Source organism: Bifidobacterium margollesii (genome assembly GCF_002860355.1).
Lineage (GTDB): Bacteria > Actinomycetota > Actinomycetes > Actinomycetales > Bifidobacteriaceae > Galliscardovia > Galliscardovia margollesii.
The window spans coordinates 21,190-42,771 of sequence record NZ_NMWU01000001.1 but is presented as its reverse complement, the minus strand read 5'-3'; the positions used below and the strand labels follow the sequence as shown (position 1 = coordinate 42,771).

The 21,582-nt window shown below is 62.3% G+C and carries 17 protein-coding genes and 1 pseudogene; 5 read left to right on the top strand and 13 right to left on the bottom strand.

All coding sequences use genetic code 11. The annotated features are described in order from the left end of the window. The coding region (locus tag Uis1B_RS00180) for an IS30 family transposase (protein WP_133124772.1) at nucleotides 1–518 on the top strand (518 nt) is incomplete at its 5' end. Between the two features lie 85 nt (nucleotides 519–603). Here Uis1B_RS00180 and Uis1B_RS00175 read toward each other — a convergent pair. The 7 genes from Uis1B_RS00175 to dnaB all read right to left on the bottom strand — a co-directional run bounded on the left by Uis1B_RS00175 (nucleotide 604) and on the right by dnaB (nucleotide 9,141). Beyond that, entirely contained in the window at nucleotides 604–1,635 is a 1,032-nt protein-coding gene (locus Uis1B_RS00175; RefSeq protein WP_101614400.1) for a LacI family DNA-binding transcriptional regulator, read from the bottom strand. Nucleotides 1,636–1,895: 260 nt separating this feature from the next. After that, a complete protein-coding gene (locus Uis1B_RS00170; protein WP_101614398.1) occupies nucleotides 1,896–2,618 on the bottom strand; it encodes an HAD family hydrolase in 723 nt (240 codons plus the stop codon). Nucleotides 2,619–2,636: 18 nt separating this feature from the next. Further along, nucleotides 2,637–4,436, bottom strand: a complete 1,800-nt coding sequence (locus tag Uis1B_RS00165) for an ABC1 kinase family protein (RefSeq protein WP_101614411.1) — start codon at nucleotides 4,434–4,436, stop codon at nucleotides 2,637–2,639. A gap of 129 nt (nucleotides 4,437–4,565) precedes the next feature. Continuing rightward, nucleotides 4,566–5,063, bottom strand: a complete 498-nt coding sequence (locus tag Uis1B_RS00160; RefSeq protein WP_101614396.1) for a phasin family protein — start codon at nucleotides 5,061–5,063, stop codon at nucleotides 4,566–4,568. 185 nt (nucleotides 5,064–5,248) lie between these two features. Continuing rightward, complete coding sequence (locus Uis1B_RS00155) at nucleotides 5,249–5,977, bottom strand: type 1 glutamine amidotransferase (protein ID WP_243390179.1); 729 nt, start codon at nucleotides 5,975–5,977, stop codon at nucleotides 5,249–5,251. 310 nt (nucleotides 5,978–6,287) lie between these two features. Next, entirely contained in the window at nucleotides 6,288–7,748 is a 1,461-nt protein-coding gene (locus Uis1B_RS00150; protein ID WP_101614394.1) for a Mur ligase family protein, read from the bottom strand. A gap of 1 nt (nucleotide 7,749) precedes the next feature. Further along, nucleotides 7,750–9,141, bottom strand: a complete 1,392-nt coding sequence (gene dnaB / locus Uis1B_RS00145) for a replicative DNA helicase (protein WP_101614392.1) — start codon at nucleotides 9,139–9,141, stop codon at nucleotides 7,750–7,752. 270 nt (nucleotides 9,142–9,411) lie between these two features. Between dnaB and Uis1B_RS00140 the strand changes: the two genes are divergently transcribed. The 3 genes from Uis1B_RS00140 (at nucleotide 9,412) to Uis1B_RS00125 (ending at nucleotide 13,637) form a co-directional block, all read left to right on the top strand. Beyond that, nucleotides 9,412–10,710, top strand: a complete 1,299-nt coding sequence (locus Uis1B_RS00140; RefSeq protein WP_101614390.1) for an ATP-binding protein — start codon at nucleotides 9,412–9,414, stop codon at nucleotides 10,708–10,710. Nucleotides 10,711–11,898: 1,188 nt separating this feature from the next. Next, nucleotides 11,899–12,201, top strand: a complete 303-nt coding sequence (locus Uis1B_RS00130) for a hypothetical protein (RefSeq protein WP_101614388.1) — start codon at nucleotides 11,899–11,901, stop codon at nucleotides 12,199–12,201. Beyond that, nucleotides 12,198–13,637 carry an MATE family efflux transporter gene (locus Uis1B_RS00125; RefSeq protein WP_101614386.1) on the top strand — a complete coding sequence of 480 codons (1,440 nt, stop codon included), beginning with the start codon at nucleotides 12,198–12,200 and terminating at the stop codon, nucleotides 13,635–13,637. The genes Uis1B_RS00130 and Uis1B_RS00125 overlap by 4 nt, the downstream gene beginning before the upstream one ends. Before the next feature lie 280 nt (nucleotides 13,638–13,917). Here the strand turns inward: Uis1B_RS00125 and Uis1B_RS00120 are convergent, their stop codons facing one another. From Uis1B_RS00120 to Uis1B_RS00100, 5 genes are all read right to left on the bottom strand, one after another. Next, complete coding sequence (locus Uis1B_RS00120; protein ID WP_101614384.1) at nucleotides 13,918–15,765, bottom strand: nucleotidyltransferase domain-containing protein; 1,848 nt, start codon at nucleotides 15,763–15,765, stop codon at nucleotides 13,918–13,920. Between the two features lie 186 nt (nucleotides 15,766–15,951). Beyond that, complete coding sequence (locus Uis1B_RS00115; RefSeq protein WP_101614382.1) at nucleotides 15,952–16,290, bottom strand: P-II family nitrogen regulator; 339 nt, start codon at nucleotides 16,288–16,290, stop codon at nucleotides 15,952–15,954. 1 nt (nucleotide 16,291) lies between these two features. Beyond that, the gene (locus Uis1B_RS00110) at nucleotides 16,292–17,578 is read right to left on the bottom strand and encodes an ammonium transporter (protein WP_101614380.1); all 1,287 of its coding nucleotides are present in this window, start codon (nucleotides 17,576–17,578) and stop codon (nucleotides 16,292–16,294) included. A 390-nt stretch (nucleotides 17,579–17,968) separates the two neighbouring features. Continuing rightward, nucleotides 17,969–19,252, bottom strand: a complete 1,284-nt coding sequence (gene ftsY / locus Uis1B_RS00105; protein WP_101614378.1) for a signal recognition particle-docking protein FtsY — start codon at nucleotides 19,250–19,252, stop codon at nucleotides 17,969–17,971. 76 nt (nucleotides 19,253–19,328) lie between these two features. Further along, the gene (locus Uis1B_RS00100) at nucleotides 19,329–19,772 is read right to left on the bottom strand and encodes a hypothetical protein (protein ID WP_133124771.1); all 444 of its coding nucleotides are present in this window, start codon (nucleotides 19,770–19,772) and stop codon (nucleotides 19,329–19,331) included. Nucleotides 19,773–19,889: 117 nt separating this feature from the next. Between Uis1B_RS00100 and Uis1B_RS00095 the strand changes: the two are divergent. After that, nucleotides 19,890–20,501, top strand: a pseudogene (locus tag Uis1B_RS00095) (TetR/AcrR family transcriptional regulator); the annotation flags it as partial. Between the two features lie 65 nt (nucleotides 20,502–20,566). Here the strand turns inward: Uis1B_RS00095 and Uis1B_RS00090 are convergent. Next, a complete protein-coding gene (locus Uis1B_RS00090; RefSeq protein WP_101614371.1) occupies nucleotides 20,567–21,346 on the bottom strand; it encodes an alpha/beta hydrolase in 780 nt (259 codons plus the stop codon). Nucleotides 21,347–21,582: the final 236 nt, after the last annotated feature.

Here is a 21,582-nt window from a genome sequence, read left to right as displayed (position 1 = left end):
GCCGCGGGTTCGGTCACTTCGAGTCCGACACCGTCGTCGGCGCGTCCCCGTCGAAACGGTGCATCGACACGCAGGCCGAACGCAAGAGCCGCAAGCTGTTCGCCCGGTTCATCCCCGACAAGAGCGCGCTGGCGACCGCGCGCGCCGAATACGACATCTACAGCCGGATCCCCGCGCCCGCGCGCATCGACCGCACGTGGGACAACGGCACGGAGTCCTCCTGCCACCTGCTCGTGGACGAGGCGCTGGGCATGCTCACCTACTATGCGGACCCGTACTCCTCGTGGCAGCGGGGCACGAACGAGAACCGCAACGGCAGGATCCGGCGCTACCTGCCCAAGGGGACCAGCTTCGACGACCTGTCGGATGCGGACCTGCAGGCCATCGTCGACGAGATCAACGACACCCCGTTGAAGGTCCTGGGCTGGGAAACGCCCAACGAGGTTTGGTACCGCGAGCTCGGCAAGGTAATGTCAAAGACAAGCCACCCAGAGACGAGTGTTGCACTTACAAATTGAATCCGGGTTGTTACCAGTGGTTTCCATAAACAACCGGCGTTTCCCGATGATTACCGTTGGTTTCCGCACGATCATGATCGTCCGGCTATTGCTGTTCCGGCACCGCCGTGGTGGATCGCATGATCAGATTCGTGCGCAGCATGGAATGCGGCTCCCCCAGCGGCTCGCCGCGCATCAACAGCAGCACCTTGTCCGCGGCCATGCGGGCCATCGCCACCGGATCCTGATGCAGCGTGGTCAGCTCGGCCATCGAAGACCGATCATTATCGTCGAAGCCGATCAGCGAGATATCCTCAGGAACCCGCAGTCCGATCCGGCGGAACTCGTACATCAGAGCGATGGCGAAATCGTCGGTTTCCACGCACAGCGCGGTCGGCCGTTCGACCTCGGAGATGATGCGCGTGGCCGTTTCGGAGACCGCGTCCTGAAAACTGCGGAACCGGCTGACGTCGCGCCCCTCGAACACGTTCAAGGCATCGTCGTCGTACCCCAGATCCCGGGCCGCGTCGCGGAACGCTCCGGAACGGAGTTTGGCGCTGAACAGGAAGTCGGGATTGTCGGGCATTTCCACGAATCCGATACGCCGATGCCCCAGTGAGTGCAGCAGGCGTACGGCCTGACGCATGGAATCCGCGTCGTCGATGCGCACGGTGCCGCTGTATCCGCCGATCGCACGGGCGTCGAGTCCCACCGATGGCATGGTGAGTTCCTCCAGCACGCCGACCTGATCGTCGTTGAGCATGATCGACACCACGATCACGCCGTCGGAGTTGCGGTTTCCGGGCAGACGGTCGAAGAACCGGGTGAGATCGTCACGGTTGCGCACCACCAGCGGAACCAGATCGTATCCGGCGTCGGACAGCACCTCGTAGGCCCCCTCCATCGCCGCCGCGTTGAACCAGGTGTTCAGGGAGTCGGTCACCACCATGGTGACGCGCATGGTTTTGCCGCTGGCCAGCGAAGAGGCGCTGCGGGATAGTGTGAAGTGCAGACGATTGGCCACTTCCTGCACCCGGGCACGGGTTTTCTCGCTCACCCGGCCGGTGCCTCGAAGCGCTCGTGACACCGTGGATTCGGAAACGCCGGCCGCAGCGGCCACATCCTTCAGACTCGCCACACCGCACCCCTTCCTCGATTCGCCGCGCCTGATTCGGCGGCTGTGGGCATCCTTGGTTGCGCAAGTTTGCGCAACCAGTCATCTTTTTACCTCAAATACCGGCCAGTATGCAAATAGCGCGAACAACTCAAGCGTTTGCACTGTCACCCATTCAGAGTGATCACCCATTCAGCAATGGCGAAAGGACGAAAGACGGTAGCCATGCGGCAGGCAGACAGCAGACAGACAGCAGACAGACAGCAGACAGACGGCGGACTGGCTCAGACGCCAAGACGACGACGCACGAAATCACCCAGCGTTTCGGGGGTCATGCCTTCGTAGTACTTGATGGACGCGAACTGCGGTCCGTTCTTCGGTTGCGAGCGCATGTATCCGGTGATCGCGATCGTGGTGGCGCCGGAAGCGACGGCGGACTGCAATCCGGTTTCGGAATCCTCCACGGCCACGCACTCCTTCATCGGTTCGGAATGCGGATCGATGCCCACCACCTTCGCCGCGGCCAGATACGGTGCCGGATGCGGTTTCTTCTCCTTCACGTCATCGCCGCACACAAAGCCGACGAATGCGCCTTCCGGTGCCTGCGCGAGCAGCGCTTCGGCCATTTTGCGCGGGGACGCGGTGACCAGCACGTTGGGGATGCCGGCGTCGGCGCACGCCTTGACCAGTTCCACGCCGCCCGGGATCCACGGCATCCGCTCGATCTCACGGGCCGCCACGAAGTCGATCAGCCCCTGGGTGAGCTCCTCCACGTTCATCTTCGTGCCGCGGTTGATCATCATCTGCGCCACCTTGGGAACCGGGGTGCCGGTGATCTTCCACCCCATTTCGTCGGACCATTCGCCTCCGTGCCGTTCGGCATACCAGATCTCGGCCTCATGCCAGATCGGTTCGGAATCGATCAGCGTCCCGTCCATATCCCAGAACACGGCCCGCGGAAGTTTCGGTTCCGCGCCGTTCACAGCATGATTGCGATCCTGAATCATGTATTTTCGCCTCCTACGTTATTTCCGTTTCGTTCGGCCTTTGCGAATGATGTCGATCACGATCCACACACCGAGGGCAAAGGCGGTGACGAATCCCATGAAGCCAATCACCGGCACGCCGAAGATCACCGGTTTCATGCCCGCGTAGTAGATGATCGACGATCCGACGAACAGTCCGGCGATGATCAGCGCCATGGTCAGCCGGTCGACCATGTAGCCGAGCTGGCGGATCGGCTCGTCCGCGCCCAGCATTTCCATGTTGACCTTGAGCTGACCGCGGGTGAGCATACGGGCGGCCGTACGCGCCTCGGCCAGCGCGCCCAGCGTGCCGTGCAGCGCCTTGTTGCCTTCGATGCCGAGCGTTTTGACTTCGGATTTCACGGTGGATCGCACGCCGCGGGAGGCGACGATGTGGTTCGTGATGATCTGGATCATGTCGGTGTCGGGCAGGAACTTGTCGATCACGCCTTCGAGGGTGACGAGTCCACGGCCGACGGTGGTTACGATGCCCGGCAGCTCCACGTTGTGCTTTTGGGCGAGCTGGATCAGCGCGTTGAGGAATTCGCCCATGTTGAGGTCGGAAAGGTTGATCGTGCCGAAGTCCTGTACGATCGCATCGAGATCGGCGAGCAGACCGGGATGGTCGACTGCGCTGACGTCCACCGGACCGGCGAACCGCAGGAACGCCTCGGCCAGCGCCGGGGAGTCCTGACGTCCCACGGCGAAGATGATGTCCTGCAGGATCGCCCGGTTGCGGGCCGAGAGCCGGCCGGTCATGCCGAGATCGAGCATCACGATCTTGCCTTCATGCACCATGATGTTGCCCGGATGCAGATCGGCGTGGAAGAAACCTTCGTCGAGGATCTGGCAGGCGTAGTTGTCCACCAGTTTGGTGCCGATCTCCTCCAGATCGTATCCGGCGGAGACCAGCTGCTCCGGATGGGAGATCGAAATGCCGTCCACGTAGTCCATCACCACCACATGCTGCGTGCACAGCCTGATGTAGGGCTTGGGACAGTCCATGTACTTGTAGTTTTTGGCGAATTCCCTGAAATCCTGTAGGTTGCGTGCTTCGACCATGAAGTCGGTTTCGGATTGGAAGGTTTCCCACAGCTCTTCGATCACGCCGTTGAGATCCACGATCTGCGCGGTTTTCACGAATCTGGTGGCGTATCCGCACACCGAGCGCATGATGTCGATGTCCTGGGCCATGACCTCGCGCACGCCGGGCCGCTGCACCTTCACGGCCACGTCCTCGCCGGTGACGAGTCGCGCGCGATGCACCTGCGCGAGCGAAGCGGAACCGAGGGGGGTACGATCGATCGAGGAGAAGATTTCGTCCACCGGACGCCCGTATTCATGGGCCAGCGTGTCAAGCACGGCCTCATATGGCAACGGATCGGCGTCGGCGCGGAGTTTGGCCAGCTCGTCGCAGAACTCCTGCGGCAGGATTTCGGATCGGAGGCTGAGGTTCTGCCCGACCTTCACGAACGTGGGACCCAACGCCTCGAACATCAATCGCATTTTGACGGGGGTCAGGCCCTTGAAGATGTCGAATTGCCGGGCGATGCCGAAGATTTCGCGCAGACGGTGGAACCGGCCCTTGCGGGTCAGATGGTACTTCTGGGCGAACGTGGGTTCGTTACTGCCGAACAGGCCGATGGTGCGTTCCACCGTGTCTCCGGAGAACGCTCCCGAAGCGGCGGACGCGGACGTGGCGAAATCCGCCGCGGAGGTGGCGCTGCCATGCAGATGGGATGGCTTGGCGCCGGGCTCATGCCGTCGACCGGCGTCCTCGGCCACGATCCGGTCAAGCATCTGCTCGTCGGTCAGGCCGTCCACGGCATCGGCATCCGTTTCCACGTCGGATTTCGTGGGGTTATCGGTCCTGTTCTGCACTATCGATCACTCGTATTCGGTCATGGTGTTCCGCTCGGCAGCGGAACGTTACTCGGCGTCCTTGGTTTCGGCCGCCGGAGCTTCGGAGGCCGGAGTCTCGGCTGCCGGGGCGCCGGTCGGGGCGTCGTCCGCCACTTCGGCGTCCACGGTCTCCTTGTCGGAGTCGGCCGCGGCGGCGCCGGCGTTCGCCTCATTGACGAATTCCTGCACCTTGGCCGCGTAGGCCGCACGCTCCTCGCTGCTCATGCCGGCGAGACGGGCCTTCAGCGCCGCCTCCTGCACGCCGGTGAACGCCTCGCGAGCCTTGTCGGCCGCGTCGGAGGCCACACCGGATGCCGTGGAGAACGCGCCCTTGGCCGCGCCCTGCGCCTTGCGGCTCAGCTCGGAGTTCAGCACCTTCCCCTGTTCCACGCTGATCTCGCCCTTCTTGACCAGCTCATCGACGATCTGCTGCCCCTTCTCCGCACCGGTGGCCACCGCACCCACGCCGGCGAGGAAAATCGTGCGCAGTCCATCTCCCAGATTGTTGAAGTTGAACTCAGCCATGATGACACCTTTCTTTCCCCCGGCGACTTCGATTGGCACCGGGATTCGTTCCGGAACACCGTTCCGCCATCGTCTTCAACTGTACCGCAGGGGAACGCAACGCCGATTGAACATCGCAGCCCATTGTGATGAACACCAGCGCAATCGACCAGGCAGCAACCTATCGCAATCGCTCCGGCAGCGAACTACCGCGGTCGGGCGGCGGCCACCCTTCGCGCTTCAACGGCGAACCGTTCCAGCCGGTCGAGCTCGCCCCTTGCCGAATCCGTCACCTGCGGCTCGAATGCGCCGTATCGGCGCTCGCACGCCTTGCGGATCAGGAAATCCGCGATCTTCGGGTTCTTCGGCAGCAGCGAACCGTGCATGTACGTGCCGATCACGTTGTTCACCCGCGCGCCTTCGGTATGGTCCTCGCCGTTGTTGCCGCGGCCGTCGTGTTCCACCCGTCCGAGTGGCGAAACGCCCTCGCGCAGGAAGGTCTGGCCGGAATGGTTCTCGTAGCCGATCACGTCGCCGAACTCGTCGGACCGCTCCACGAGATTGCCGATCATCCGCACGTCCTGCCCGACCGTGTACGCGCCGATCACGCCGATGCCGTCGAGTCGCGTGCCGTCAACGGTTTCGAAGTATTCGCCGAACAGCTGGTACATGCCGCAGATCATCAGCATCGGCACGCCTTCGTCGGCCAGCGAACGGATCAGATCGGCGCGCATGAAGAAGTCGTCGATGATCTTCTTCTGACCGGTGTCCTGCCCGCCGCCGCCGAGGATCAGATCGACCCGTTCCGGCCATTCGTCGCCCTGATTGTAGTAGTGCATCACCGACTCGTAGCCGTACAGGGCGAGCCGGCGGCGCACGGTGAGCACGTTGCCGGAATCGCCGTAGATGTTCATGTCCTTCGGGTACAGGCTCATCACGTCGATCGGCCGGGATCCGCCCGAAGCCGCCGTGCCAGCCGTAGCGCCGGTCGCCGTGCCGGCCGTCATGCCGGCCTCGGTCACCGTCTCTGCCGTGCCGGCCTCGGTCATCGTCTCCGCAGTGGTCATCGTGCCGGCCGTAGCGCCGACCGTGGCATTCGTTGCGTTCGTCATCGTGGACTCCTTATATTCCTCCACTGGTATTCCTGTTTTCCTTACGGTTCCCGGCCCTCTACGGTTCCCGGTCCTCTACTGTCCCGGCCCCTCTACGGTTCCGGTTTCCTTACGGTTCCGGCTCCCCTATCGGCTATTCCCTGCCGACGCCGGCATCCAACACCTTGGCGATGCGCCCGAGATGCGCCCGCACCTTGAGCATGGAGGTGTACGTGCAGTAGATGCGTTTCGGCCGGCCTGGATTCGCGCCGAGGAAGGCGTCGACGGCCGCGTCGATGTCGGTGTTCACCTTGCCGACCGGCACTTCGTCGTATCCGAGGCGCAGCGCCATGTCCCACGCGCGCACGCCGGAAACCATGCCGACGCCGGTGCCGCGCAGTCCGGTGAAGTCCACGTCCCACAGCCAGCTCATGTCGCGGCCGTCTGCGTATTCGTCGTTGATCACGATCATCGTGTCGTGACCGGCCGGGTCGAACGAGGTGAGGGAAAGTCGGAATCCCATCGGATTCTTGACGAGCAGCAGTTCGACGTCGGTGCCGTTCACGTCGATGGATTCGCCGCGGCCGAATGCGGGCGTGACTTCGGAGACCGCGGCGATCAGATCGTCATCGCTGGGCTTGAACAGTCGGGTGTTGACACGGCCCTTGACGTTCTCGGATTCCAGATCGGCCACCACCACGCGCACGACGGCGAGCGCGGCGGCGGCGTTGAACAGGTTGTAGACGCCTTCGAGCCGCACGTCGGTGGAGTAGGTGCGACCGTCCATCAGGAATTCGGCGTGATGATCGCCGACCTTGGTGAGCACGACGTCGGCAGGGAGCACGACGTCGGCAGGGAGCGCAACGCCGGCGGGCGGTACCTTACCGGCAGACAGAGCGGCATCGCGCTTATCGTCGTCGGGCATGTCCTTGGCGTGCATGTCGTCGTCGGAGGGGAAGAAGCCGCGCAGATCATCGGACAGGCCGAAGTAGCGCACCTCGGTGTCGGCCGGCGTCACGTCGGCGAGTCGGGCGATGCGCGGGTCCTCCCGGTTGAGGACCACGGTGCCGGTCGTCGTTTCGGCCACATGACTCAGCAGCCGGGCGGTGTTGTCGATTTCGCCGAAACGGTCGAGTTGGTCGCGCATCACGTTGAGCAGCAGGGCGTATCGGGGTTTGGCCTGCCTTACGAAGTGGACGGCGTACGCTTCGTCGAGTTCAAGCACGGCGATGTCGGCGTCGAGCCGACCGGCCAGGGACACCTCGGTGAGCAGCGCGGAGACCACGCCGCGGGTGAAGTTCGATCCGGTGGGGTTGGTAAACACCTTGAGGCCGAGATGCCGCAGCATCGACGCGACCATGCGGGTGGTGGTGGTCTTGCCGTTGGTGCCGGAGACCAGCACCACGCCGAGCGGCAGCTGGGCGAGCGTTCGGGCGAGGAAGGTGGGGTCGAGCTGTTCGATCACCTTGCCAGGGAACGCGCTGCCGCCGTGCTTGAGGAGTCGTGACGCGCCGCGCACGACCTTGCCGATCGCCGGGGTGGCGAAGGCGTTCCACGGTTTGCGGATTGCGGTGTCGGTGTTGCGACCGGTGTTGCGGGTCGTTTTCTCGGTCATCTCATACCCCCTGCTGGAAGTCCTGCGGCATGTCCTTGAACTTCGAGTTCGCGCCAAGGAACGCCAGGTTGAAGGTTTCGGTCGGGCCGTTACGGTGCTTGGCCATGATGATGTCCGCCTCGCCGGGACGATCCTCTTTGTCGTAGACGTCGGGCCTGTGCACCAGGAACACCACGTCTGCGTCCTGCTCGATCGAACCGGATTCTCGCAGATCGGAAAGCTGCGGCTTCTTGTCGTTGCGCATTTCGGGGCCTCGGTTCAGCTGGCTCAACGCCACCACCGGCACCTCAAGCTCCTTGGCGAGCAGCTTCAGGGCGCGGGAGAATTCGGAGACCTCCTGCTGCCTGGATTCCACGGCTTTGCCGGAGCTCATCAGCTGTAGGTAGTCGATCACCACGAGCTTGAGATCGTTGGTCTGCTTGAGTCGGCGGCATTTCGCGCGGATCTCCATCAGGCTCATGTTCGGCGAATCGTCGATGAACAGCGGAGCGTCCTGCAGTTTGCCCCAGAAGTTGTTCAGCGTGTTCCAGCGTTCCGGCGTGATCTCGTCGGCGCGACGAAGAGCGCCGAGCGGAATGTTGGTCTCGGCGGCGATGATGCGCTGCGCGAGCTCGTTCTTGCTCATCTCCAGCGAGAACACCACGGTGGTCATGTTCGCGTGCAGGGCCGCATGCCGGGCGAAGTCGATGCCCAGCGTGGACTTGCCCATGGCCGGTCGGCCGGCGACCACGATCATCTGGCCGGGCTGGAGGCCCTGGGTCACGTCGTCGATGTCACGGAATCCGGTGGGCACGCCTTTCTGGATCAGACCGTTCTGCAGCTGGTCGAGCTGGTTCAGCGTCTCCTCCACCACAGGGCCGATCGCCTCGTAGTCCTGACGCACCTTGCCCACGCTCATCTCGTAGACCTCGGCCTGAGCGAGGTTCACGATGTCTTCGGCCTGCGATCCTTCGGCGGAGTAGCCCATTTGCGCGATCTTGGTTCCCGCGGCGATCACGTTGCGCAGGATCGCCCGCTGGTGCACGATGTCGGCGTAGTACGTGGCGTTCGCGGCCGTGGGCACCGCGGCGACGAGACTGTGCAGATAGTCGGCGCCGCCCACCTTGTCGAGGTTGCCGTCCTTGAGCAGCTCGTTGGCCACGATCACCGCGTCCACCGGCTGCGAGGCACTGAACAGCGTGATGATGGCCTCGTAGATGGTCTGATGCTTCGGCTGGTAGAAGTCGGAGACGTCGATCATCTGCGAGACTTCGCCGATCGCGTCCTTGCTCATGAGCATGCCGCCAAGCACGGCCATTTCGGCGTCGTCGTCATGCGGCGGCACGCGGTCGAATATGGGGTCACGACCCACGTTGGGGCTACCGGTCTCACCGGCAAAAGACTGTTCGGGCATACCCTCGATGGTAATTCGACGTCAGCCGTTTCACCGATCAGCGGCGCATACCCACAAACGAATATCACACCAGCAGCCTCGGAATCACTGGCAGACGACGCGAAAAAACTGTGATTGCATAAAAGTCCCGGCAGTTTCATGCGTTGATGCATAAAAGTCCCGTGAAGAATATGTTGTGTATGCATAAAAGTCCCGGGAGTTTCATGCATACTCGCGTATGCTGACAGTTGGCGACAGTAAGGCGGCAACAGATGCAGAGAAAGGAGCACCGTGCTAAAGCGAAAAATCTCATCGGCGCTACTCGACTGGAAAAACAACCCCAACCATAAAAGTCTGCTGATCCAAGGTGCCCGTCAGGTCGGCAAGACCTTCATCGTCGATCAATTCGCCCACGATCACTATGATCACTACGTAAGCCTGAATTTCGAAGAGCAAACGAAATACCGCGACATCTTCAACGGCGACAACGACATAGACCACATCACTGCACGCATCATGCTGGCCAAACCCGGCAGTACATTCGTTCCCGGCAAAACCCTTCTGTTCCTCGATGAAATACAAAGTTGCCCCAACGCTCGCACCACACTGAAATTTCTGACGATGGACGGCCGTTACGACGTCATCGCCTCTGGCTCGCTACTGGGCATCAACTACGGCGAAGTGTCGTCGTTCCCCGTCGGATACGTTGAACGCCTAACCTTGCATTCCTTGGATTTCGAAGAATTCCTGTGGGGTCTCGGGGTGTCGGAAACCGTCATTCAATACGTAAAAAGCTTCTACGACAATCGCACGAAAGTCGACGAATCCATCCACGCCCAGATGATGGAATATCTGCGTCAGTACATCGTCATCGGAGGAATGCCCGCCGTGGTGCAGAAGTTTTTGGAAAGCCACGATTATCTTCAGGCGCTCGCGGTGCAACGCGACATTCTTGCCGATTACGAAGATGACATCGCAAAATACGCGAAGGATTCGGAAAAAGCGAAGGCCCGCGCCTGCTTCCTTTCCATTCCCAATCAGCTGGCCAGAGATTCCAAACGATTCACCTATTCGGTAGTTGAGAAGGGCTCCAACGCCCGGAAATACGGCGGAAGCCTGCAATGGTTGTACGACGCGGGGATCATCAACTTCTGTCATCGGCTGGAAATACCGGAACTGCCATTGGAAGGCAACGCCGACAACACCAAGTTCAAGGTGTACATGCGTGATACCGGACTACTTGTGGCCATGCTTGAGGACGGCTCGCAAAAGGACATCCTCGACGGCAATCTCGGCATCTACAAAGGCGCCATCTACGAAAATATCGTGGGAGACATCTTCGCCAAGAACGGCAAGCGACTGTACTATTTTGAAAGGAACTCCAAACTGGAGATGGACTTCTTCATCCGGTATCAGGGCATGGCCACGGCCGTGGAAGTTAAATCATCCGCCAACCGACAGGCAAAATCGATGCGCTCGATGATCGACAACTACGGCGTGCAGCACGGCATCAAGCTTTCTCCGGGGAACATGGGGATGGCTGGAGACAAAGTCGAAGTCATGCCTCTCTATATGGCTATGTTCCTGTAAACGCGAGTTGTGAGGCTTTGCTTCCGAAAAACACCGATCCGAGGCAACGAAAACGCTGAAATTCCGTAAAGCCAGACGGCGGTCCGCAACATCAAGCCTCACAACTCGATGTGTGATGGCCAGCATCTCCTCCGGCGTGAGATTCTGGCACGCATTCCCGCCTAATCAAGCCCTCTCCGCCATCTGAGGACGAGCATCATACCCACACCATTGCTCGCCGCACCCGCCGTACCCGCCGTTTTCGCATTCGCCGATAATGTCACATCGCAACCTCAGCGATCAACGGATTCCACAGCACGTATTCCACTGTGGACATTCCACAGTGTAAATTCCACAGTGCAAACTACGTATCGATGCGTGAACGGAGGGGGATGTTGCGTTTACCCTGACGTAACCTCGGTACACACCTATCCCCAGTCATGCGCATAGTTATCCACCGTCTGTGGATAAAAATTCGGAGTTATCCACATTTCAGGCGTGTTGCGGTGGATAATCCACTAAGTTATCCACACGCTGGGGATAACTTAGTGGAAAACTTGGGGACAACCACGATCTCGTACATCACCGAGTTGACGATATCACCATCGTCGGGTATATCAATATTCTTCCTCGAAATGAACATTTGACATGTTCGATTCAAGATTCACGGCTACAGACGCGGCACACCATGGCATCGCGCAGCAGAACCATGCCACAGCACATGCCAATGTGGATAACCCCACGTTCGACCACATTCCCCGCATCGATTGCATTCCTTCCCCGTACACCCGTAGCGTCGAACCACAACACCGACAGTCAACACCGTCAGTCGGTCGCGGCACTCACCGGGCGCCACGGGACCACGGAAAGGGGCATCCAGATGGACGAGCACTTCATACGGCTTGACGGCAAGTTTCCTTGGCAAGTATACTTGCGAATACGAGAGGATCCGTCCGGAATCCGTATATTCCACTCCGCGTACAAGCACCATGTATCCAGAGCCGACATTCTTCATGCATGGCATTTTGCACACGGTCCGGTGCATATCGATGATGAGCGAGAACCTCCCACATACATCTTCATCGGCCCCGGAACAACGGGCATGACTTGGTATGAGATAGGAGTGGTGATCAACGAAAACACCGCACAATCCATAATCATTCACGCCATGAAAGCACGGCCGAAATATCTGCGAAGGGCAGGATTGCAATGAAAACCAGCAATATATTCGATGACGATAAAGCCTTCGAACAGTGGGCTTACGAAGAAGCAGCACGCCTGGAGTCCATGGACGATCCGCCCGGCCCCGAAGACCCGACGACGAGTCCGAAGTACGATCCGCGCGTGAAGCTCTACCAGCTGCGGTTCGCGCTCTCCGAACTGGAGAAGGACATCGAGACCGCCGTGCAGGAATGCCGCGACAAGGGCCTTTCCTGGCATAAGATCGGCATGGCTCTCGGCATCACCGGGGAAGCCGCACGACAGCATTTCGGCAAGAAGAAATCCGCATGACCGACGAACACCACACCAACGAACACCACACCAACAATCCCTGCACCGACGAACACCAAAACGCCAACCGCAGCGACACCACCGCCAACCATTCCACCGCCAACCGCCACTCCACCGGACGTAGCTCCACCGCCAAGCAGATCGCCGCACTGGCCATCCCGACCTTCGGCCAGCTGATCGCCGAACCAACGTTCATCCTGATCGACACGGCGATCGTCGGACATATCGGCGACACCGCGCTGGCCGGCCTGTCGATCGGCTCGACGATCATCCTCACCGCCGTGGGCCTGTGCATCTTCCTCGCCTACTCCACCACCGCGCAGGTGTCGCATCTGCTGGGAGCCGGGAAACGCCGCGAAGGCCTGCAGGCCGGCATCGACGGCCTGTGGCTGGCACTGCTGATCGGCGTCATGCTGAGCGTCGTGCTGTTCATCGGCGCGGAACCGCTGTGCCGTATGCTCGGCGGCGAGGGTGCGGTGCTCGACCAAGCCGTGCGATACACCCGCGCGGTGGTGCTGGGCGCGCCCGGCATGCTGCTCGTCTACGCGGCCAACGGCATCTTCCGCGGATTGCAGAAAGTGCGCATCACGCTGGTCGCGGCGGTCAGCGGAGCCGCGCTCAACACCGTGCTGGAAGTGCTGTTCGTTCTCGTATTCGGCTGGGGCATCACCGGCTCCGGCACGGCGACGATGATCGCCCAATGGTTCATGGGCCTGTTCCTGGTCATCCCCGCAATACTGTGGTCGAGGGCCGACGGCGTAAGCCTCCGACCGCAGCCGGCCGGCATCGCAGCCGCGGGAGGCGACGGTCTGCCGCTGTTCATCCGCACGCTGGCGATCCGCGCGGCCATGGTGATGACGGTGGCGAGCGCGGCCCGCATGGGCACGCATGTGCTCGCCGGATTCCAGGCGGTGAACTCGTCGTGGAACTTCGCCACGAACGTGCTCGATTCGGTCGGCATCGCCGGGCAAACGCTGGTCGGCACGGCGTTGGGCGCGAACGACCATGAGCGTGCCCGCCGTCTCACCCGCGATACGGCACGGGCCGGAGTGACGGTGGGCGTGGTGCTGGGTCTTGCGTTCGCCGTGGTCGGCCTGTTCGCCGGACGGTTCTTCTCCCCCAGTCCCGTAATCCAGCTGCTCACCGCGGTGGGCATGGTGACGATGGGCCTGTTTTTCCCGCTGCAGGGGTGGATGATGGCGTTGGACGGCATTCTGATCGGCGCACGCGACTTCCGGTATCTGGCCGCCACCTGCACCGCATCCGCCGTGATCTACATCGCCGCCCTGATCGCCGTGGTCGCGCTGATCGTTCCCGCGGTGCCGAACGATCTTGCCCGTACCGCGATGCTGTGGCTGGCGTTCAACATCGTGCTGATGGGCGGCAGGGGGCTCGCCAATGGTCTGCGCGCCCGCACCGACGTGTGGATGCGGTGACCGGAACGACACACGCACGCACACGGCTCCCGCCGGCGGGAGCTGTCAGGCACCGCCTGACTGAGGGTGGCCAAACAACACACACCCGCCACACCGCACCGCACGCACGCATCCCGAGCGGGAGCTGTCAGGCACAGCCTGACTGAAGGCGGCCAAACAACACACACCCGCCAAACAGCACACACCCGCCAAACAACACACACCCGCCAAACAACACACACCCGCCAAACAACACACACCCGCCAAACAACACACACCCGCCACAACACCACCGCACGCATCACCGCCGCACGCACGCCTCCCGCGCCGCGCGATACATCGCGCCGACCAGCGCGGCCCGCCACTTGCTCCAGCCGTATTTCTTGGTGATCTGCTCGCCCGCAGTGGCCCCCAGCGAGGAGCCGTCGGCACGCGTGAGGTCGAACAGCATGTCGAGCATCAGCGGATCATCGCCCATCCGCCCGGCCAGTTCCGCCACGGCAGCCGGATCGTCGGGGCTTCTGGTCGAGGCGAAGTCCGAAAGGGTGAGGTGCTCGCGCACCAGCATGGTCGTCATGCGGATGATCTCATCGTCGAACAGCATGCGCTTCATGATCACCGGCACATGCCGGGCGCTTTCCGCCGCATGGTCGGTGATGCGCGGCCGCTTGCCGATGTCATGCAGAATGCCGGCCATCAGCAATGCCGTGTAATGCGCGTCGTCGTACCGTTCGCCGGTGGGCGAGGTCCTGCCGAGCCGCGTGACCACCTCCACCATGTGATGGTCGATGGTGTATCGGTGGGCCGCGGATGCGGACGGCCGGTTGCGGATGCCCAGCCATTCGGGGATCAGCCGCCCCGGCATATCGGCGAAGTCCAGTTCCTCCCACGTCCGCTCCAACGCCGGGCCGCTGGCCAGCAGCCGGACGAACCGATCGCGTGACTCGGGATACCATCGCGAATCGTGGATCGGGCAATGTTTGAGGTTCTCCAGCGTGCCCGGGGCGATCGGCAGATCGTTTTCGGCGGCGGCCACGGCGATCTTCAACACCAGTCGACTGTCCTTGGCCGGATCCGCGCCGGGAGCCAGCACCGCTTCCCCCTCATGTCGGGCCACACCGTCGGCGATGATGTCGAACCGAGGGGCCTCGCGCCGGCCCCGGCCGCGCGGCTGCATGATCTGGAAGAACGAGAACCGCGGCCTCTCATGCGTCAGCGAATGCGTGGCGCGAGACGCCGTGGAATCCAAGGCGAACGCGATCACCCGGCCGTATCGGGCCAGATACGTCTGCAGGTTCTCGATCGACTCGCCGTCACGCTGGTCAAGGTCGGGAATGGTCGGATCGCTTAATCCCATCATCTTCGCCACCGGAACCTGATATGCCGGCAGCAGCATGTTCGTATCCTTATGCGCGGCCAGGTGAATGCAGTCGCGCACGTCGAGCAGATGCTCCACCGCATCGTCGTACTGACCGTGCGGCCGGTCGGCCAGCCACGACATCGCCAGCGCGGAAACCAGCACCGTGTCGCGCAGACCGCCGCGGGCCTCCTTCACGTCCGGCTGGTTGAGATACGCGAGCTGACCGAACCGGTCGAACCGCTGATGGGCGGAATCGGTGAGCTCGGGCAGTCGTTTGCGAGCGGCCTTGCGCCACCGTTCAAGAATCGAGTCGGCGGTCTGCCGGATCAGATCGACGTCGCCGGCGACCGGCAGCACGTCAAGCCATCCCATGGCGGCCGGCAGATCATGATCGGTCACCGATTCGCACTGCTGCCGGGTGCGGACGGAATGGTCGAGGTCCAGGCCGGAATCCCACAGCGGATACCAGAGTTTGTCGGCCAGTTTGGCCACGGCCTCATCCTTCATGGCATGACCGTCGGTGATGATCACCAGATCCAGATCGGAGCAGGGGCCGATCTGACCACGTGCCAGCGAGCCGACGGCGGCGAGACCCACACCCTGCGCCGGCACCTCACTGCCACCGTCGTTCATCGAGGCGGTCGCCTCGGCCCACAGCTGCCGCAGCGATTCCAGCACGATTTCCATACGCTTGGCACGCTTGGCCTCCCCGTTCCGGTAGACGCCGTCGTCATCGGGGCGGGACACCGCCAGCAATCGGTCCTTAAGACCATCCACAGCAGAAGCCATCTCTTCGTTTCCTTAAGGCTTGATGATCGAGATTGATTGGCATTCGGAGCCTGCCGCCGGCAGAGGCCGAATGCGAAACACTGCAAACGCAGCGAATACGACGAATCCCCGCCGACGGGCTACCGTCGTTGCGGGGATTCGGGAGTTCATCGATCCGGTCGGATTCGCAGATCGGAACCAGACGGATCAGATCGCGGCGGAGCCGGTCTCACCGGTGCGGACTCGGGTGACCGAATCCAGCGGAGCGACCCAGATCTTGCCGTCGCCGATGGTGCCGGTACCCGCGGCCTTGGTGATCACGTTCACCAGAGTCTCGGCATCGGCGTCGTCGGACAGCACTTCGACGCGGATCTTCGGAATCAGGTCCACGGTGTATTCGGCGCCGCGGTAGACCTCGGTGTGTCCGCGCTGACGGCCGTAACCGTTGGCCTCGGAAACCGTCAGGCCGTGAACGCCGGCGGCCGCAAGGGCCTCCTTGACGTCGTCGAGCTTGTGGGGCTGAATGATTGCGGTAATGAGCTTCATCTCACTTGACCTCCTTCAGAATGGAGCTGGCGGTACCAGCGAAATCGTAGGCACGCTCGCCCTGATCGGCCAAGTCGATGCCGCCGACTTCCTGAGCCTCGGTGACGCGCCAGCCGATGGTCTTCTCCAGAGCGAAGGAGATGATCGCTGTGATCACGCCGGAGTACAGGATGGCGACGAGCGCGATGACGACCTGCACGACGAGCTGACGCCAGTCGCCGCCGGCCAGCAGACCGGTGCCCTGACCGAAGAAGCCGATGAGCACGGTGCCGGTGAAGCCGCCGACGCCGTGGACGCCGACCACATCAAGGGAGTCGTCGTAGCCGAGCTTGAACTTCAGGCCGCAGGCGAGGCAGGTGAGCACACCGGCGATGGCGCCGATGACCATGGCCCACAGCGGGGAGACCACATCGGCGGCCGGGGTGATGGCGACCAGACCGGCGACGATACCGGAAGCGGCACCCATGGCGGTGAAGTGACCGGAGCGGATCTTCTCGGTGAAGCCCCAGGCGAGCATGGCGGCACCGGTTGCGGCGGTGGTGCTCATCCAAGCGTAGCCTGCGGTGCCGTTGGCGGCGAAGGCGGAACCGGCGTTGAAGCCGAACCAGCCGAACCACAGCAGCCAGGCGCCGAGCATGACGTAGGGAACGTTGTGAGGACGGAACGGCTGGGTGCCGAAGCCCTTGCGCTTGCCGATGATCAGCACGGTGACGAGGGCAGCGGTTGCGGCGTTGATGTGAACGACCGTACCACCTGCGAAGTCGTGGGCCGCGGCGCCGATGGCGTTGGAGATCGCGCCGTCAGGAGACAGCAGACCACCGTTCCACACCATGTGGGCCATCGGGGCGTAGACGAACGTGATCCACAGGGCCACGAAGATCATCCAGGTGCTGTACTTCACGCGTTCGGCGAGCGAACCGGTGATCAGGGCCACGGTGATCATGGCGAAGGTGACCTGGAAGGCCACGTCGATGCTGTGCGGGTAGGCGGCGCCGTCGACCGGGGCGGAGCCGAACACGCCGTCGGTGGCCACCATCGTGTCCTTGAGCAGGAATCCGGTGGCCGGGTCGCCGAAGATGCCGCCGATGTCATTGCCGGCGTAGGCGATCGACCATCCCCACAGGGTCCAGACCACCGCGGTCACCGACAGAGCGGCGGCCGAAAGCATCAGCATGTTGAGCACTGCCTTTGCTCGAACCATGCCTCCATAGAAAAACGCGACGCCAGGCGTCATGAGGAAAACCAGAGATGCTGACGTCAACATCCATGCTGCATTGCCCGTATCCATGTCTACCTCCCTCTCTTCAAGTTCCCGGGCCCTCCGCCGCGGCTGCCACCACGGGGAGCACCAGGGTTCTTGTCCGTAAGAGCCGGACCGGCCGACTCTGATGATTGTGTCTTCGTTTCCAGGCTTCCATCGTGGGGAAGCCAACGACTGTATGAAACGACGCCCGGATTTCCCAAACGATTTCGTCGTGTTACGTCAAGGTAAACGGGCGGCGGAAACGTTACACGCTCCTAAAACAACGGCAGGCTTCCGGCCTGTTCAGCGTTCCTCATATTGGACTTCATGCCAGCGAAGCCGCGCGGACAGGCCAGAGTGTCCATGATATGGAAACGCCCGCCCCTGCGCCGAGACGCGGAAACGGGCGGATGGGCGGCGTCTCGATGCCGAAAATCAGTCGAGAATGCCGTCCACGAAGCTTTCGGGATCGAACGGAGCCAGATCGTCGGGGCCTTCGCCGAGGCCGATCAGCTTGACCGGCACGCCGAGCTCCTTCTGCACGGAGATCACGATGCCGCCCTTGGCTGAACCGTCGAGCTTGGTGAGCACGATGCCGGTGATGCCGATCACTTCGGCGAACACCTTGGCCTGGGTCATGCCGTTCTGACCGGTGGTGGCGTCGAGCACGAGCAGCACCTCCTCCACCGGCAGGGTTTTTTCGGTGACGCGGCGGATCTTGCCCAGCTCGTCCATCAGGTTGGATTTGTTCTGCAGTCGGCCGGCCGTGTCGATGATCAGCACGTCGGCGTTCTGCTCCTTGGCGGCCTTCGCGGCTTCGAAAGCCACGGAGGCCGGATCGGCTCCGTCCTTGTCGGACCGGACCACCGGCACGCCCACGCGGCTTCCCCACGTTTCCAGCTGATCGGCAGCGGCCGCACGGAACGTATCGGCCGCACCCATCACCACCTTCTTGTCTTCGGCGACGAACAGACGGGCCAGCTTGCCGGCGGTGGTGGTCTTGCCGGTACCGTTCACGCCGACCATGATGATCACGCTCGGCCCGGCGTTCTCCGGGCGCGGACGGGATGCGACGAGACTGCGATCCATGTCGCGGCCGACCAGATCGAGCAGCTTCTCACGCAGCAGCCCATGCACGGCCTCGGGGTTCCGCTCGCCGGTGATGCGAGCGTCCTTGCGCAGCTCCTCGACGAGCTGTTCGCTGGCCTCGGCACCCACATCGGCCAGCAGCAGGGTGTCCTCCACGTCCTCCCAGTCGGATTCGGAAAGATTGTCCTGCGCGAGGATGTTGAATAGGGCCTTGCCGAACGGGTTCGCGCTGTTGGCGAGTCTGGCCTTGAGACGGGTGAGTCGGGAGGCTGCGGATTCCGGTTTGGCCGGGCGCACCGGTTCCGCGGGCTTGGCCGGTTCCGCGGATTGGGTCGGCTCTGCGGTTTGGGTCGGCTCTGCTGGTTTGGCCGGCGACTCGGATTCGACCGGTTCGACCGATTCCGCGGACTTGACCGACTCCGCGGACTCGTCCGTCTGTCCGGTTTCCTCCGGCGCCGACGCCGGGGCGGACCGAGCGATATCGGATGGGGAGCCGCCGGCCGGCGTAACGGCCGATACGGTTTGGGATGCTTGCGATGCCTTGCGATTCTTGGAAACGATCACGGCGATGATAGCCGCGATCAGCACGACGGCGATCACGCCGATGACGATCAACGTTGTTTCACTCATACCCCAACCCTAACGACCCCTCAGGTCATCGGGGAGCCGATATCACCGGGAATCCTCCATTACCGGAGAACCGATGTCACCGATCCAGTTCGGAGGGATGGTCGCCGCCGTCCGCAGGCCCGAATCCCACCTCATTGCGGCCGACCGATCCGTTCTGGCCAGCCGACCCGTCATGCCTGACCTGCCCGTTCTGACCGGAGGTATCGGCAACGTCGGGAATATCGATGCCGCGCCCCAATCCCCGCACCTCCACCACGGAAGGATCGTTCACGTATACCGGCGTTTCGGACGTGGATTGACCGGCCGCATCCGGGGCCGATCGACGTCGGGACGACTGCGAGGGGGTAAAGGCGATGTTCGTGCTCACGGCCCGCGGCTTGCGACGCTGGGACTCGGGATCCTGATCCATGTTGTAGAAAAAATCCGTACGATGGGATTCGCGACGTGCATGTACCAGCACGTAGACGATAAGGGCCACCACGATGGCGACCCAGAGAATCAGGATAATGAGCATCGGCATGCCTCATATTCTCTCAGGGTGTGTCTACCGACAACACGCCTCATTCCATTTTGTTGCGCCATATTTACAAGCTGTTCTACGTAGGGCGCGCAACCCTCTGATCTACACTGATCAGGTATGAGCGGAACTTCGAGAATGACGGCGATGCAGCGCCGCGAACAGCTGATCGACGTGGCCCGCGCGCTGTTCGCGGCCAAGGGGTTCGCCGCGGTGAGCGTGGAGGAGATCGCGGCGAGCGCGAAGGTGAGCAAACCGATCGTCTACGAGCATTTCGGCGGCAAAGAGGGGTTGTACGCGGTGATCGTGGATCGTGAGATGCAATCGCTCACCGAGTCGCTCGTCACATCGTTGTCCAATCCCGACGATCATTCGCGTCAGATCGTGGAGAAGGCGGCGATGGCCCTGTTGACGTACATCGAGAACAATCCGGACGGATTCCAGGTGTTGGTTCGCGATTCGCCGAGCACCGATCCTTCCGGATCGTTCAGTTCCCTGCTCGGCGATATTTCGATCCGCGTGGAGGAACTGCTGGTCGACGCCTTCAAAAAACGCAGGATTCCGGCGAAGGGCGTGCCCTACTACGCGCAGATGCTGGTGGGGATGACGGTGTTCACCGGGCAGTACTGGTCCACCCACCGCAAGCTGAGCAAGGAGCAGCTTGCGGCGTACATCGTGAATATGGCGTGGAACGGCATTTCGAACCTCGACCCGAAGCCGGAGCTGAAATACGCGGAGCGGTGACGGTCGCCGCCTTTTGCGATCACATGATGCCCCGTACGGTCACACGGTGCCGATCACATGATGCCGGAGGTGATGTTGTTGTCGCTCAGCCACTGACGAATATCGTCGAACTCACTCAGGCTCACCGCATGATCAAGCTTCGGATATTCGCGGTATTTAAGGTACGTGTGCTCCTCCAACCAGGCGCTCATCGCCAGGTGCTCGTTTCTCGGCAGCACCTGATCCTTGTCTCCGAAACCGAAGAACACCGGCACCTGCAGCGCATCGAGATCGGCGTCCCCCGGTGTCGTTCCGGCGACGGAACCCTGAGCCAAAAATCCGGAAAGGCAGATCACCGCACGATATCGACGGGGGTTGAGCCGCAACAGATGCACGGCGAGCAGACCACCCTGCGAGAATCCGAGCGGCACGACGTCCCGGCTTTCGGGGATGTTCGCCGCCACCCAGTCGTCGATGGCAACGGCCGCAGCATAGGCGTCATGATCGCGATCCTCGCCGGCCGGCACGGCGTCATGGAACCATGTGGCGCGCACGCCGTCGTCCTCGGGATTCCGATACTGTGCGGGCAGAGGAAGCGGGGCGCGCAGTGCGACGTAATCGTTGTAGGGGGCAATGTAACTCATCAGATCGGCCATGTCCTGCTCGTTCGATCCCCATCCGTGGAGCAGCAGGAACATCGACTTGCCAGGATTGGCATGGCCTTCGCCGCGGGACCACAGCGCATGCTCGACCGTGAGCGGATCGCCAAAATGACCGGGCACCTCGGCGGACTGCCTGCCGACCGGCAGCTCCGGGAAGCGTCTGCGGACTTCTGTGTGCTGTTCGTTATCCATAAATCCACTATATGTGCACGGCATCGGTCCCGGATAGCCGGATCCTGTTTACTTGGTCACAATTGCGTGTACTCGGCCACGATCACCCGAATCCCCTCATCCGACCGGCTGCGCCGGCCACCTTCCCCCCGAGGGGAAGGCAGAAGGGGCGGCAGGTTCCAGTGTCCAGCCGAAATCACCCTAGGCCCCTCATCCGACCGGCTGCGCCGGCCACCTTCCCCCCGAGGGGAAGGCAG